The 13,784-nt window shown below is 52.7% G+C and carries 12 protein-coding genes; 3 read left to right on the forward strand and 9 right to left on the reverse strand.

The annotated features are described in order from the left end of the window. Positions 1 to 3: 3 nt before the first annotated feature. The 8 genes from brxC to CLV88_RS20235 form a co-directional block, all read right to left on the reverse strand. On the reverse strand, positions 4 to 3,627 hold the full coding sequence (gene brxC, locus CLV88_RS20200; RefSeq protein WP_207797113.1) for a BREX system P-loop protein BrxC: 3,624 nt from the start codon (positions 3,625 to 3,627) through the stop codon (positions 4 to 6). 23 nt (positions 3,628 to 3,650) lie between these two features. Continuing rightward, complete coding sequence (locus CLV88_RS20205; protein WP_106610213.1) at positions 3,651 to 4,226, reverse strand: BREX protein BrxB domain-containing protein; 576 nt, start codon at positions 4,224 to 4,226, stop codon at positions 3,651 to 3,653. Further along, a complete protein-coding gene (locus CLV88_RS20210; RefSeq protein ID WP_106610214.1) occupies positions 4,207 to 4,992 on the reverse strand; it encodes a BrxA family protein in 786 nt (261 codons plus the stop codon). Before CLV88_RS20210 ends, CLV88_RS20205 begins: the two co-directional genes overlap by 20 nt. Further along, positions 4,989 to 5,534 carry a BrxE family protein gene (locus tag CLV88_RS20215; protein WP_106610215.1) on the reverse strand — a complete coding sequence of 182 codons (546 nt, stop codon included), beginning with the start codon at positions 5,532 to 5,534 and terminating at the stop codon, positions 4,989 to 4,991. Before CLV88_RS20215 ends, CLV88_RS20210 begins: the two co-directional genes overlap by 4 nt. Continuing rightward, a complete protein-coding gene (locus tag CLV88_RS20220; RefSeq protein ID WP_106610216.1) occupies positions 5,524 to 5,721 on the reverse strand; it encodes a helix-turn-helix domain-containing protein in 198 nt (65 codons plus the stop codon). Before CLV88_RS20220 ends, CLV88_RS20215 begins: the two co-directional genes overlap by 11 nt. A gap of 268 nt (positions 5,722 to 5,989) precedes the next feature. Further along, on the reverse strand, positions 5,990 to 6,883 hold the full coding sequence (locus CLV88_RS20225; protein ID WP_106610217.1) for an AbiJ-NTD4 domain-containing protein: 894 nt from the start codon (positions 6,881 to 6,883) through the stop codon (positions 5,990 to 5,992). Further along, on the reverse strand, positions 6,880 to 7,773 hold the full coding sequence (locus tag CLV88_RS20230) for a hypothetical protein (RefSeq protein ID WP_106610218.1): 894 nt from the start codon (positions 7,771 to 7,773) through the stop codon (positions 6,880 to 6,882). Before CLV88_RS20230 ends, CLV88_RS20225 begins: the two co-directional genes overlap by 4 nt. Continuing rightward, positions 7,773 to 8,873, reverse strand: a complete 1,101-nt coding sequence (locus CLV88_RS20235; protein WP_106610230.1) for a type IV toxin-antitoxin system AbiEi family antitoxin — start codon at positions 8,871 to 8,873, stop codon at positions 7,773 to 7,775. The genes CLV88_RS20230 and CLV88_RS20235 overlap by 1 nt, the downstream gene beginning before the upstream one ends. A gap of 106 nt (positions 8,874 to 8,979) precedes the next feature. Between CLV88_RS20235 and CLV88_RS23475 the strand changes: the two genes are divergently transcribed. Then, positions 8,980 to 10,038 (forward strand): DUF3320 domain-containing protein, encoded by a 1,059-nt coding sequence (locus tag CLV88_RS23475; RefSeq protein ID WP_106610219.1) that lies wholly within the window; start codon positions 8,980 to 8,982, stop codon positions 10,036 to 10,038. A gap of 268 nt (positions 10,039 to 10,306) precedes the next feature. Here CLV88_RS23475 and CLV88_RS23095 read toward each other — a convergent pair whose 3' ends face one another. Continuing rightward, entirely contained in the window at positions 10,307 to 10,489 is a 183-nt protein-coding gene (locus tag CLV88_RS23095; RefSeq protein ID WP_165798959.1) for a hypothetical protein, read from the reverse strand. A gap of 838 nt (positions 10,490 to 11,327) precedes the next feature. Between CLV88_RS23095 and CLV88_RS20255 the strand changes: the two genes are divergently transcribed. Beyond that, positions 11,328 to 13,055, forward strand: coding sequence for a calcium-binding protein (locus CLV88_RS20255; RefSeq protein ID WP_106610221.1), 1,728 nt, complete (start codon positions 11,328 to 11,330; stop codon positions 13,053 to 13,055). Between the two features lie 343 nt (positions 13,056 to 13,398). Beyond that, a complete protein-coding gene (locus CLV88_RS20260) occupies positions 13,399 to 13,746 on the forward strand; it encodes a hypothetical protein (protein ID WP_106610222.1) in 348 nt (115 codons plus the stop codon). Positions 13,747 to 13,784 lie beyond the last annotated feature (38 nt).

A 13,784-nucleotide genomic window follows, 5' to 3' on the forward strand; every position in this document is an offset into this window, starting at 1 on the left:
AGATCATTCCTCGCCGATCTCTACGTCGAACTCGTAGTACGGCGCTTCGCTGCGGAGGTCCTGGAGACGCTGGATGAGTTGATCCAACTCTTCAGTCGTTGCGATCTTTGCGGGTACCTTCAGTGCACGGCGAGGACGCGGATCAGCCACCCCACCAGGGTTTGGGTCCGGTGGTGGCTTGCGGCGTTCGCGGCCTTCTTCAACTATGCTGCGTTTGAGCTCTTGGATGGTCGTGCTGATATCGAACTGTGAAGAGAGCAAAGACTTGAGCCCAGCGATGTCTTCACTGGCTTTGACAGAAAGTTCTTGCAGCTCCGCGAGAACCTGTTGCTGCTCTTCACTCGTGAATTCACTCCATTCGGGGATGCGAGAAAGATCCGTAGCGGCATCCGTTATTAGGCTTGTTTGAGAGCTTGCCATTGTTCTGACCGTTTCTGCAACGCAAGTCTCGATGTTCGAATATTTCGTCGAGATGTCAGCCGCATGGTCAAAAAAGCTCCGCTGCAGAAGCCTGTCATTGATGGCTTCCATGTCGTCTGCAACCGCTTTAACCAATTCTCCCGGCGCGCCTGTCTTGGGAAGGGAGTTCAGCTCATGTTGCAGGTCGCGAACGCGCTGAACGGTGCGGTCGAGCTTTTGGTCAAAAGCCAACCTAATGCTCTGCGCCCATTTCAGTTCGTCAAACAAAGTCGAGCTTTCCGCTCCAAATACTTGTGGCGCATCGGAGCAATCCGTGAGTAGCAAATCAGCAATTTGCCGGTTCAAGGATACCATTGTGTCAGACCCAGGCAGTTTTAAGGTTGCAAGCTTTTCACCCAGGGAGGCATATCGGTGCTGAAGGTCTGGCAGTAATTGCTGCGCTGCCTTGCTGATGTTTTCCTCGAGCGGAACGACAGCGTCACCTGATAGATTGGTCAAGCGCTCTGCTGCTTTTACAAGCACATCCATGGATGGGCGATCGTCTCTCAACGACACCCCTACCGACTTGAAGCTGTTGTTCGTCTTTAGCGCTTCTATCGCTTGCTGGCCATTGACCGTGACTTCGCGTCCACCAACTTTCAATTTGATCTCACCGCCAACGAGCAACGCGCCGATCAGGTATCTTGTTGTATCTTGCGACCATCCGAATGGCGCATCTGCGAATGTTTCGAGAAGTCGTTTCCCCTCTATGAGGCCACTGCGCTCAATTTGATCGCGAATGCTAACCAACGCCTTGTGATCCGACTGTATCGATGGTGTGCCACCTGAAAGTTGCACCAGTCCCATCGGGTCAATCTGTGACGTAATCGATTTGAGATTTGCATTTGCAGCGCGCAGGAACTTCTCGGGCAGCGCGGTCTCTACTCGTTCTGGGGCTTCTGTGTGACGATCGTAAACTCGCACGGCAACGTCACTGAGATATTTGCGACACGCGGAGGCAAGAGTTGGATCGATACTTTCAACCGCGCTCACTGCACCGCGGAAGACAAAGGAGCCGCGGGCGAGACTGCGGGCAATGAGTTGAGTGAGGTCGTTGGAAAGGCGAGCAGCGCGATCCGTTTGGCTTGCGCAGTATTCCTTGACCTCTTGATCGGGGTCGTTGCGATAGATTTCGACGATGCGGTTGCAGCGGTAGACTTCACCCGCCGTTTCCATCGCGTCTTGGGGAGAGCGACCTAACAGGAAGATTGTGTTCTCAGCGCTTCGCTGTCGCGATTCATCAAGAAGTTTCGTCCGTTCAGTATCGTATTCTGCTGCATCGGCAAGGACGATAGCAGTCTGTATCGTCTCGCGGTCACCGGCCAGCGAAACACTTCGTCCACCAGCGACGCTTTTGACACCAGAGGTCACTGCGCGGTTTCCGTGCAATCGTGTCGCGGGTGAAGGGGTCAACGTATCGCGGAGTGCATTGCTGAAGATACGCTGCACGTCAGAACTTCTCAGCGCAAGTTGCGCTCGCTCTAGCTCTACATCGTTGAGCTTTTCGCTGAAGAATCTGAGGCTTCCGTCTTTCTCACCAAGTGGCACAAAGGGGTTGCCAAGCATCTTCTCGAGGGACGACTTGACGTTATCTTTAATCGAAGCCGAAGAGACCGACGGGTGCATAAGAGCCGCGACGTTCTCTGCCGTAACAGGCATATTCGAGAGGATTTGAAGTACCGCGATTGTCTTCGCGACATTTTGCGTCAGAGTGTCATCCGGGAATTGGACAACGACTTTGTCGACTGCACCATGCAATGAGGGGAATGCGCGCCTGATATCTGTGCTCAAAGAATCGTAGAGTGTAACAGTCGTTGCGAGCCATCCGAGAGCCTGGTCGGCAACCGGAGGTTGGTCGCCAGCACCTTCTACCAGAATGTCTTGAAGCACTTTGATTGCAGAACGTAGTCCGACACCACCCGTCGACTTGGCTAGAGCACCGAGCAATCGAAGCAGAATCTCGAAATGTGCAGGCAGGAACGGATACAGGTTAGTAAAGCTCGTCTTATCAAATCCATCATCATAGTACTTTGCGCCGGTGAGCTTCGTGTTTGAACGCAACGCCTGGCCATTTTCCTCAAACAGCTTACCAAGTACAGTCTCGCCTTCGGCTGATTTGCCAAGGAGCCTACGGAAACAGATTTCCTTGATGTCACTGGATTCCAATTCGACAGAGATCGGAAAGCGGTCTTTCAACTTAAAAAGCTCTGGGGAATTAATCGCCGTGTGAGGATCGTCCTCGGTCAGTGTTTGTTGTGCTGTGCCGAGTATCCAAACCTTGCCCTGCCCAATGTTTTTGATGTTCTCGGCCAAGCCCTGAAGATCAAGAATTTTGGATTGTTGACTTCCAACGTATTGGCCAATTTCATCGATAACGAAAACGATGTTCTCTTTTCCGGTTTCGTCACGAACAACGTCAATCATCTCTCTGACACGATCGTCCATGAGATAAATCGTTTCGCTGTTTGCCGCCGAGAACGCCTGATCGTTTTTGAACAGGTTTGGATACATCTGGTGTGCAAGGTTGGGAAGCAGGCTATCGACCACCAACTCATCGTTTTGATAGTCTGTCCACGGCTCGCCGGTTTCGTCCTGGAAGAGCTTGGTGAACTCTTCGTAGCGCCCATCCTTCTTGAGTTTGCGCTCAAGCGCGGCAACTTTCATGTTTCTTGAGTAACCGAGTTGTTGCAGGACTTTGTAATACAGAACGGTCGAAACTTCAGCGAGAGTTGCACCTGCTATCTGCTGACTCGCCAGGTCGAGCATGATCACCGCCGCCGACAAGCGTTTATTCACAGCATCTAAGAGGGCTTTCGTCTGTGGGCGCCGCAGCCGGTCATTAAGATGCCGGACAAACGGCTTTCCATCCACTTTGACAGTATCATCTAGTGCAAGGCCAAGATACTTCGTGAAGGAGCTCTTACCTGAACCATAAAAACCAGAAACCCAAACGCCAACCTCGTGACCGCTACCGCTTTCCAGCGCAGCCTGGATATTGTCCAAGAGCTTTTCAAGCTGTTCATCGATACTATCCGTGACGATATATTCTGATATCTCCGACTTAAGTCGGTCCTCCTGAGATGCCTGGTATGAAATCACCTTTTCAATGGAGCGCTGAAGGCCCCTTTGCGGATCAAATAAAGTTCGTATCTGCGTCATCGTCGCCATTTCTTCCTGCTTTTGCAGCGTTCTCATCCACCCACGTGGACTGACCGGTAGTTGCCGTCCTCGGGGTAGAACCCAAGGAAACGCAAACGCGTCTTTCCTGTTCTAACACCGGGGTAGAAAAAGATTGTTGGTATATGAAATTTTCCCTGCAATTGCGCCTCTATCGCGCCGATGCGCAGGTAGGGGTGAAGCGCTTCGATATCAGTGACAAGAACAATTGCGTTCGGGTTGTCTTTTTGAGCAGAAATGACTTCTTCTAATCGGTTTTGAAGTTGGTCACGCCCGGTAAGAGCGTTTGCAAGGCTCTTATTCGTCTTCTCCCAGTCGAGTGGGGCCTTTGCGTCTGCCGCCAACCAAACCTTCCGCATGGGAGCAGACTGGAAGATGTCATTGATATGCTCCGCAACCGAGAATATCGTCACATCCCAACCTGCGTTCTTCAGGCGCGCTGTCCAAGCAGGTATTTGCCGCTTAACCTCAAGAATTTCACGTGGGTGAAACACGAGATAGTAAATCGGCTCGAAACTGGCATGCGAGAATTCACGACCAGACTGAACGCGCCGCACCAGTTCATCGAAGTCAGCTGTCAGTGACGGCATCGGCTAACTCCCCCATATTTTTGTGTTTCCAGGAAATCTGTACGAGCCCTGCGGCCGATTGAACGATAATCTCGCCACGCATTGCGATCTGTTTTAGTTCCGAGAGCACATCATCGGCGCCAAGCCCAAAGAGGCCCCAATCTTCGTGGTTGAGCACAGCACTGTCGCCCAAACCACGGAAATGAAGGTCATGGGCAAGAAAGGTTGTAACGAAAGTAGTCGGACCGAACGTCTCGATCTTGCGGCCTCCAGCCGCCATCGTACCCAGCAAACCAAAATCCGCACATGCGCCCAAGAGGTAACTTGAAACCCGGGTCCGCGTAGAATCCGACCAGCATGTTGTTGTTTTGCCCTCGGCAACAGCATCTTCTACAAAATTAAGAGCATCCGTCTTCGTGATCGATGTGCTGCCTGCTGCGTATTGAGGCCAGTAGACCTCACGTATGAAGTCGGCGAGAACCCGGTTGGCACGGCACGTAAAAAGAAGAAACAGCTGCTTTCTATCCTGACCTGACAACGCTCCATGCATCGACTTTAGTGCGGACGCTGGCCCGCCATCTTGGACGAGATACCTTGGTGCAAAACCCTCCGACACAATGTTCCTGAGACGGCGCGCTGTCATTGTTGGGAAATCACCAGAGCTGAGAGCGCGATCAAGTAAAGCAGGGCTATCCATGCCAGGCTCCCACAGATCGAATAGTTTCTCTGTCTCCGGGATTAGGCCAAGACCGGCCTGAAGCTTTGTTGTGTAAGCCTGCTCCGTCACGCGCTCACCGTGAAGTATGGGAAAGTCTGCTGTGAACTTCTAAAAGCTGAAAGATAGTGCCCAGCAAGGACTTTGATCCAAGAAGAAGTGTCTAGCTCCGCTGCACTGCCAACTCTAATTGGTCCAGCGCTCGCATCTACGGTTTCAGCGATTTCGGACAGCAATGCTTCTGCATCGCCCTTTTGTGGAATGCCTCCCGCTTTGCTCGTCGCATCATCGTTCACGACTACGTCGTGCAGACGCCGCTCTAATGTCTCGGGCAAACGAAATAAGTGAAAAGCTTGCCCGACGCCGATCCGACTGTCGTGTACAAGCCGCGCAGTCTCAACCAGCCCATGGTAACGTGCTGCATCCGTTCGCGTCTCGTAGACCGGCGTCAAGAACGCCACCGCATTGGATGTGAACCAGAGCGAAGGCCACCAATTGCCGTGGTCTTTCTCGCCAAGAAGCCCGACAGCCATTCTCAGCCTAATGATATCGTCGAGCTCGTCTCGGTCATCGTGGACCAATTGATCTGCTGCCCTCAATTTTCTATCTCTCATTTTCGCCCGGTTCGATGCCAGAGCTCTGCGTTTCAATCCAGTTCTCAATATCCCGCTGACGGAAACGCCACGATCCACCCACTTTGAATCCTGGGATTTTACCTTCCGCGGCAAGACGGTACGCCGTCTTCTCCTTTATCTTGAGATAGGCAGCCACCTCTCTCACGGTCAGAACATCTGAGTCCATTGCAGCCTCGAAAAATCTGCGGTTTTGAGAAAATGCGGGAAAATTACGGAAATGGCAAGAAGTAGCCAAATGTTGGTCACACGAGAAATCCGGAGCCCATGGACGTTCGTCAGGCCGAAGTCACAGGCATTGTTGCAGAAAGCGTTGCAAGACAGGCCAAAACTGAATTCAACACATTTAACTTCAAACAGTTACAGCGCCGCAAACAAATGATTGATTATCAATTAGCTTGTGCGAATTGCTCATTTGCAAGTCTGAATTACCGGCATCAGTTTGACCATCCGCGTCCTTCCGCTTTGAGAACAGCCGCCACAAACGCGAAGAGACGGTGGAACAAGTAATCGACGTGGCTGCTTTCGGAGACGGGCTCACGATCTGTCTCCGCGTGGCGGATTTGAAGCTTGTTGCCTAGTCGAGTCAGTTCGCGGGCCTCGTTTTCTAGCGCCTCCCGAAAAACCGGGGAGTTTGGTCCCGACACATTATTGAGCATGACCGGGAACTGCGTTTTCTTGTCGGGTCCGTTCAGGGTTTTCAGGCGTTCCCATGCGTCCCATAGGGCTTCAAGGGATTCCCGTCTTACTGAGATGTCTGGATCGAAAAAACGCTTGCGTGCTTTCTCCAGCATCGCGTCCAGCTCATTGTCCCCGGTGCGAAAAGTGGCAGCCGTCAACAACTCGCGAAGGACCGGCGGCGCAAGCCGTTCCATCTGCCCGTTCTGCAGCAGCTTATAGGTGAGGCCGTTGCGCCGAAGAATTCTGTTCACGGCCTCACGGAATTCGTCACGCCCAACATCTGTGTCGTGGCTAAGGTGATAGTGCTGGAAATAGCCGTGATAACTTCCCTTGATCGGTTGACCGACCGCGCGCCAGCAGAACTCTATCAAGTCCAGAATGTCGAGGGTTTCCGGTGGTTCCGATGCGTTATCGAACCATGGCGGATCAGCGAAGGCGGGTATTTCCGCGCGGACCGCCCTGGCAAGCAAATTGGCGTCGGTTCCGAAAGGCCCCGCACCATCTTGGCATGTTTCAGGGTAGGTCGCCCCGAACGAACCATCTTCTATCCGGCCAATTATCAAGGCTTGAATTCCGCCCCATGCTCCTTCGCCGATTATCTCGGATGAGCGGGGCCGTTCGCCGTGTTCGCGCTCGCTGAAATAGCTCATGCCTCGACATCCTTCAGCAGGCGCACAATGATGTCTGCCGCTTGGCGTTGTCTGAGCGCCCGTGCTTCCCTCATTTCTTCGCCATCGCCCAATTCAAACTTTGCGACGGCAACAGGTCCGTCCTTTTGATAACCCTCGATTTCCCCTTCGTCGGTGAAACGCTTTTTGAGAATCTGAAGAGCTGATCCCACGACCCCTGAGTGTTTGCCGTCCAACGCATCTCGAAATGCAACAGCGGCCTTTTCCAGTCCGTCATCAAAGTGTTCGAGGCAGTAGATTATGTCGTGCGCATCCTTTCTCTCGTACCTTTGGTCGAGAGCAAATGCCTTCAGGCAAACAAAGCTTACGATGTCAGCGTGCCGGATGGTTTCGGTCGCGTTGCCGCCCTCGCCAAGCAACTCAGCATTGATCTCTCGCACTTCGTGGTGGTCAAATACCATTGATGCGTGCGGAATGTTGAGAGCCGAGACATTGCCGTCGGTCGGGAGCGGTTGGACCTTTCCACCACCAAGTTCGGGGTCATCAGCTAGCAATTCCAGGATGATCGCCGCGCCACTTTCTGTTCGCGCCTGCCATCGCCATGAGACCTTTTCATGCTTGTGGTTCTCACCACGCTCAAAACCAAGGTTTTTGAAGTTCTCTTCGAGAGTGTGATAGGCCTCGGTATCGGTCAACATTTGCAACTCAACGACGATATCCACATCGCCTGTGCCTGCATGTTCCGGGACTTCCGGCGGTCTTGCCCTGATGAGGTAGCGTGGCGTCAATCCACCAACGAGATAAACTGAATCCTTCCACGGGCCGAGACCGCGTATCAGCGTAACGAGAACCCGTTCGCAGTTCTCAGTCACTTCGTTTTCATAGCCGCTCGCTTGATCGGGTTTGGTCACTAGAATCCGATCCTTTCTTGCCGAAGATGTTCCGCCATTTCCTTGCTGCGCCCGCCACTTCGCAGGAGGTCCAGATAAACCTGGACGGGGCTAGCAAGCCAAAGTTGATCAACACGTTCTCTAAATAGGAATTCGCCCTGCGATCGGGTCTCGATGACTTCGAGGTTTGCACCCTCAGTCACTGGCTGCGCTTCGAGCTCTTCGTAAACTGCGCTGGCGCGGCTACTATGGGCGAGCCGACAGGTTACTCGCGATATCGAGGAGAGGAACGGTGAATAGGCCTGCGCTGCACTTTGCTCGGTAAGCGCATACTTGAGACCGATTTCTTCACAGATATCCGCGAATTGGTGCGCAATGGCATTCGGGTCTTTCATTGAAATGTAGAAACGGCGACGCGCCTGTTTTCGCGTCGCAGCCAATGTCTGTTTCCTCCATTCGTCGAGTAGGGCACCTGGATCAGCGAGCCGCCGTTCTTTGGTCGGTCCCTGACCGCGCACCGTCAGCCATTCGAAGCGCTCAAGGGCGGTCAGCGTCTCCGACGCTGTTGAAGGGGCAACTTCCGCGATCCCAGCAAGTTCTTTCACGCCGAACCACTCATCCCGTTGGGTCAGCAGGGTGTGGAGCACTTGTGAGCGTTTACCATTGAAGAGCCCACGGATCGTCTTTTGCAGCGTCTTCGGAGGCGGCTTTTCGACAAAGACATACGCACCGCGCGCAGGGATGAAAAGGCTCCCGCCGCTGTCAAAGTATCCGCAGTTTTCATCCTTCAGAAGCTCCTTAGCGCCGGATGAAATGGACTCAGCAGCCAAGAGCGGCACAACTCGCCTTTTGCGGTCAGAGTTGATCGCGGTCTTATGCCGGTCGAGCTGCCACAGAGCCTGCTGCGCATCGCGCGGATAGATGGACTTCTTGACTTCAACGAGCAGGAGGTATCGACTGCCTGCTGCGTTGAATTCGATCTCGGCGTCGATCCCGCTATCGATGTTGATCCCTGGTTGCCGGTTATGTTCGTTCACTTCAATATCCGGCAACCCACGAAGCGCCTCACAGAGCCGTTCGACCAGTTCCTCTTCGAGCCTGTAACCTTCAAAAATCGACATTTTCGCCACGTTTGCTGCACAGTGAATATGCCGTAAATAGCGAATATTCGTGAAAATGTCAATATTCGCTGTTTTGCGAAAATAGAAAATATCGCGAAAATCGGACTTGTCAGAACGCTCTGAGTTCAGACTGCCGAAATCACTCCCCAAAAGCCCCGAGGCGTTCCGCGCCAAGGGGTGGGAAGTAAGAACACAAATTGGTGTGTCGGGCTTCAGGGTCGACCTCGGCGTCGTCAATCCAGATCGCGCTGGTGCTTACTTGGCTGGTATTGAATGCGACGGAGCAACGTATCACAGCTCCGCTACCGCGAGAGACCGGGACAAGGTACGACAAGCCGTGCTCGAGGGCCTCGGATGGGACATCTTGCGGATTTGGTCCACAGACTGGTTCCGAAACCCACGCGACGTAACTGAACGATTACACGAACGTTTAGAGCAATTGCTCGAAGCTGATCGCAACCTTCAGGCAGAAAAAGAGGCCGAGATTACGAAAAAAAATGAAGACGAGGTTTCTGTGACGCTGGAAGAAGCTGTTATCGCTCTCGATGAGCCTCCTTTGTCTGTGAATTTGGGCGAGCCGTATCGCAACGAGCCGGAGCCTCAGGTATTCGCCTCTGCTGGTACCGTCGTTGAGCGAACCAAGACGACACCTGCAATCGCGGAAGAAGGCCATCCAAAGTCGCCAATGGTTGTGCCAGCGGGAACTCCAGATCCTGACATGTTCTATGAGGTCTCTTACCTTCCCCAGCTAAGGGCAATTGTCGATGACATCGTGCATCGGAAAGGGCCTCTCCCACTGACGCGGCTTGGCCGAGAAGTGTCAAACGCCCATGGCTGGCAGAGGACTGGCCGTAGGATCATGTCGCAGCTTTTGAAGGCTTTGCAAGGAACTGAAGCGAAAAGGGAATTCAGCACTGACTTTATCTGGGTTCAGGGTGACGAAAGAGAGCGTATTCCATTCCGAGGGTTGGACGATCGACCCATTCTCGAGGTCTCTCGAACCGAGATCGCCAGTGTCTTGGATGAAATCGGTAATGATCTTCAATACTCCGAAGATCCGACTTTGGAGCTTGCGAGAAAACTCGGGATATCCCGACTTAGCGGCAGTGCGCGAGACTACTTGAATAAAATCATCCGATGGCATTCGGGAATGTTTGAGGACTAAGCGAGGAAAAACTAATGGGCGATTTGGAAATCGGCCGATGGGTAGTACACCCCGACTACTACGTTAAGGTTCTAGTTTGAAGGCATTGAAACGCCTCGAAGATCGTAAAGATCAATCAGAAAAGCGTCATTGTTGGCAACACATTTTGCATTTCCGGTTGACGCATAAACCACACTTCAGAGGCCAAGCGGGCGTCCGGAGACTAAATAGAGTTGTGAGTTGAAATTACTGACGAAGCTCAGGTGCGTTGTAAAAGAGGCGCTAGCAATCAGCCGTTTTGGATTGCATCAGCAATACGCAGAACGCGGAATTCTTGATTTTGCAGCCGGTGTTTCAAGATGACGATATCGGCCTCCTGAGTACCTGCGGCAGTCAAATGCATGACCCGCCGAGATGGCAGCAGCCCCAATGTCATTTCCGCCCTCATGGCACCTACCGACAAATCGGTCATAAGTGCGTTCTCCGTTCAATTTACAGGTAACAGTTTTGCCACGCAGGTATTCTACCATCCATCTCTTTGCCGCGTTTCCGGTACGTGTGCCGAGTTCGGGTCCGTCAACCCCATCGAGACGGACTGGAACCCCTGCAACAACAACAGTGTCCACGTCGCGAACGCGGGCGTGCCCCTCGATAGTCCTTGGAACCTCAGATGTCCCTTTGCCTTGGCTGTAACGGACGCCGTGGTCTTGCCAATCGAAGTCCAGAGTTGGTAGCCAAAAGAGACCCACAACCAGAACAAACATCCACGCTAGAAGCGTGACCTTAGGATCTTTTGGGCGTCGCCGCATGGGCACGTAGCGCGACATTCCGTATCCGCCATGTGCAACGGGCTTGCGAAAATGCACGACATTGTCTTTGCGCTGGGGTGGGCGACGTAATTGGTGCAAGACGGAACCAACCAGAGATCCAAGCAGGATCAAAGCAACGGCAATTGCCAAACCCTCGATTGGATCCTTAGGGATACTGAATTCTGGCATTCATAAACCTCCAAACCTTGAAGGATAAGGGATTAGAAAAAACCGATCTTTGGGGGCTTCGCCATTTTCTTGTGATTTTGTGACAAACCCTGGAATTGAGAGACCTTTTCGCAAAAGACTTACTATTGTGCCAAAATTGCCCATTTGCCTCTTGATCCAATGAACTGTGTCCCGAAAAAACAGGCTCTCTGCAGCAACTGGACGCACCATCAGTGCAATCTGGCGAATTTCGCAATCGATTTGGCACAAATTCAAAAGCCAATCCATGCATCCACGCATACCTCTCCGACCACATAGGAATGGAGATAGAACATGGCGACGGTCAACGGCAATCTAAGCTTTAAGATGTGGGGAATTAGTTCCCAGTATGGTCACGTCACTCAGGCAACTGGCAACTCCATTGTGGTCGTCTCGGGGTCTAGCCGTTCCGTTTACACGGGTCAGTTTTCTTATGATCTCTATGGAAACGTCTACGGCACGCTGACCGGCTATGTTGAGTATTTGGGAAACACTCCAGTTGTCACGATTACAAACTTCGCCGTCGATATGTCGATTGCTCAATCTTTGATAAACACTGGGAACGCTGATGCTCTTCTGGAATTTGTAGGGCAAGGCGATGACGTGGTTTGGGGTTCACATTACAACGATAGCATCGCAGGATTTGCGGGGGACGACAGTTTCTTCGGCAGGGGTGGTAATGACCTTATCTACGGAGATGCCGGAGACGACTATTTCGATGGTGGCAATGGCAATGACACGATGTTCGGCGGATTGGGCGATGACCTTTTCGGATCGGACGCGGGAGCTGACCATATCCACGGTGGCTCTGGCGAAGACTATGTCAGTTTTCTGCATGCGCCAACTGGAGTACGCGTAGACTTATTGAACCCTCAGGCAAACACTGGTCACGCGTTCGGTGACCGCTATACATCCATTGAAACATTTTCAGGTTCCGATCACGGAGACGAACTGCGCGGCGACAACTTAGACAACGATTTTTTCGGAAATCAGGGAAACGACACTTTAATCGGGCGCGGTGGCGCTGACCGGCTCTGGGGCGAAGAAGGAAATGATGTCCTACGGGGCGATGCAGGTAATGACCGTTTGCTTGGAGAAGAAGGCCATGATCGGGCCTTTGGCGGTACAGGAAACGATTACATAACTGGCGGTTTTGGCAATGACGAGTTGCGAGGCGATGCCGGAGACGACAGCCTCTATGGAAACTCTGGACAAGACTTCGTCGTTGGTGGCGCGGGTCACGACCTTGCTCTTGGCGGCGAGGGCAAAGACAAGATTTTTGCAGGTTCGGGCGATCTAGGTAACGACACATTCCACGGTGAAGCGGGCAATGATATCCTTGGCGGTGGAGCCGGAAATGACCGCCTTTACGGTGGAACTGGCTCTGACACGAACTTCGGCGGCTCAGGCAATGATCTGATCGACGAGAGAAATACTGATGCCTCATCGAACGTAGCATGGGCTGGCTCAGGGCAAGACACCGTATACGGCGGTGACGGCGATGATCTGCTGGGAGGGGGCAATGACGCTGACTTAATTGATGGTGGCGAAGGTAACGACGTAATTTATGCCGGTGCCGGATCAGATCAGGATACTCTGAACGGTGGGTCAGGCAATGACGTCATCTTCGCTGGCGGCGGCAACGACCTTGTCTCCGGTGACGCCGACAACGACCTGATTTTCAATGGCGGCGGGAATGATACCGTGGACGGCGGCTCCGGTAACGATTGGATCTGGGGCGGTGGCGGAGACGATCTGCTGTCAGGTGCCGCCGACGCCGACACATTCGCATTCTCGTTTGGCAATGGCTCCGACGCGATCACTGACTTTAGCTTCACAGAGATGGATAAGCTTCACCTCGCAGGTTTGGGGATCCAATCTGAGCAGGATGCGCTCAATGCGATGACGGACACAGAAGCGGGAGTATTGCTCAGCGCTGGCGACACCTCTGTGCTGATCGAAGGACAGACGATCTTGAGCTTCGCTACGAATTCCGGTTGGCTGGACGACACGTTGCTTTAGAACTGGCAGACTTATAGCGGGCGATCAATAGTTCAGTTGAGCCAATTGAGCACATGCCGCGCTTTGCTTGGCCCTCTGTTGCACTTCTTAACGCTAAGTAAATATCTAGACTTCCGGCACCTCAGCGAAGACCAAAACGTTTTCTTACACCGGTCGAACCAATTCTTGGTTAGGGAATGCAATTTTCACTAAGCCAGCCCGCCAAATTCCGTTCCGTTTGTTTGCCATCTCGGAAAGCTCAATCCAGGTCGAAATTGGCAGTAAATCACAAGTAAAGTTCGGGTCAAACTCTCATGTTATTGATGACGAAACAAACTTGCGACCCAAAAATTGGAGGCCCAAAATGAAAAAAGTTCTTGTACTCGCCATGGCTGGCACGACCGCGTTGACGGCAGCTTGTTCAACCAACCCGGATGGCTCAACCAGCATGGGCATGAAAGAAAGTCCGGCATGGCACGCGACAACTAGCACTCAGAATAAGGTCGCGCATTTCAAGTCAGAATGCCAAGCGTATGGTTATGAGCAGGGTTCGCCTCACTTGGCGCAATGTGTTCAAATGGCAATGGAAGGCTCTAAATCTCGCGCTACGACACAATTTGCGGCAGGCATGGCTAGCGCCGCTGCAGTTTCAGCTGCCAACACGACGCGTTCGGTACACCACTCCGGCACCATCAACGTACACCACTATTAATTTGAGCAAGCGGCCTAACGCCTGCCCCCCTGAGAGGG

The sequence above is a fragment of the Shimia abyssi genome, assembly GCF_003014475.1.
Taxonomy (GTDB): domain Bacteria; phylum Pseudomonadota; class Alphaproteobacteria; order Rhodobacterales; family Rhodobacteraceae; genus Shimia; species Shimia abyssi.

Bases quoted from the DNA above. Each gene is read 5' to 3' on its own strand.
- CLV88_RS20235 (WP_106610230.1), bottom strand. From the start codon at position 8,873: ATGTCGATTTTTGAAGGTTACAGGCTCGAAGAGGAACTGGTCGAACGG.
- CLV88_RS20220 (WP_106610216.1), bottom strand. From the start codon at position 5,721: ATGGACTCAGATGTTCTGACCGTGAGAGAGGTGGCTGCCTATCTCAAG.
- CLV88_RS20215 (WP_106610215.1), bottom strand. From the start codon at position 5,534: ATGAGAGATAGAAAATTGAGGGCAGCAGATCAATTGGTCCACGATGAC.
- brxC (WP_207797113.1), bottom strand. From the start codon at position 3,627: ATGGCGACGATGACGCAGATACGAACTTTATTTGATCCGCAAAGGGGC.
- CLV88_RS20225 (WP_106610217.1), bottom strand. From the start codon at position 6,883: ATGAGCTATTTCAGCGAGCGCGAACACGGCGAACGGCCCCGCTCATCC.
- CLV88_RS20255 (WP_106610221.1), top strand. From the start codon at position 11,328: ATGGCGACGGTCAACGGCAATCTAAGCTTTAAGATGTGGGGAATTAGT.
- CLV88_RS20260 (WP_106610222.1), top strand. From the start codon at position 13,399: ATGAAAAAAGTTCTTGTACTCGCCATGGCTGGCACGACCGCGTTGACG.
- CLV88_RS20205 (WP_106610213.1), bottom strand. From the start codon at position 4,226: ATGCCGTCACTGACAGCTGACTTCGATGAACTGGTGCGGCGCGTTCAG.
- CLV88_RS23095 (WP_165798959.1), bottom strand. From the start codon at position 10,489: ATGACCGATTTGTCGGTAGGTGCCATGAGGGCGGAAATGACATTGGGG.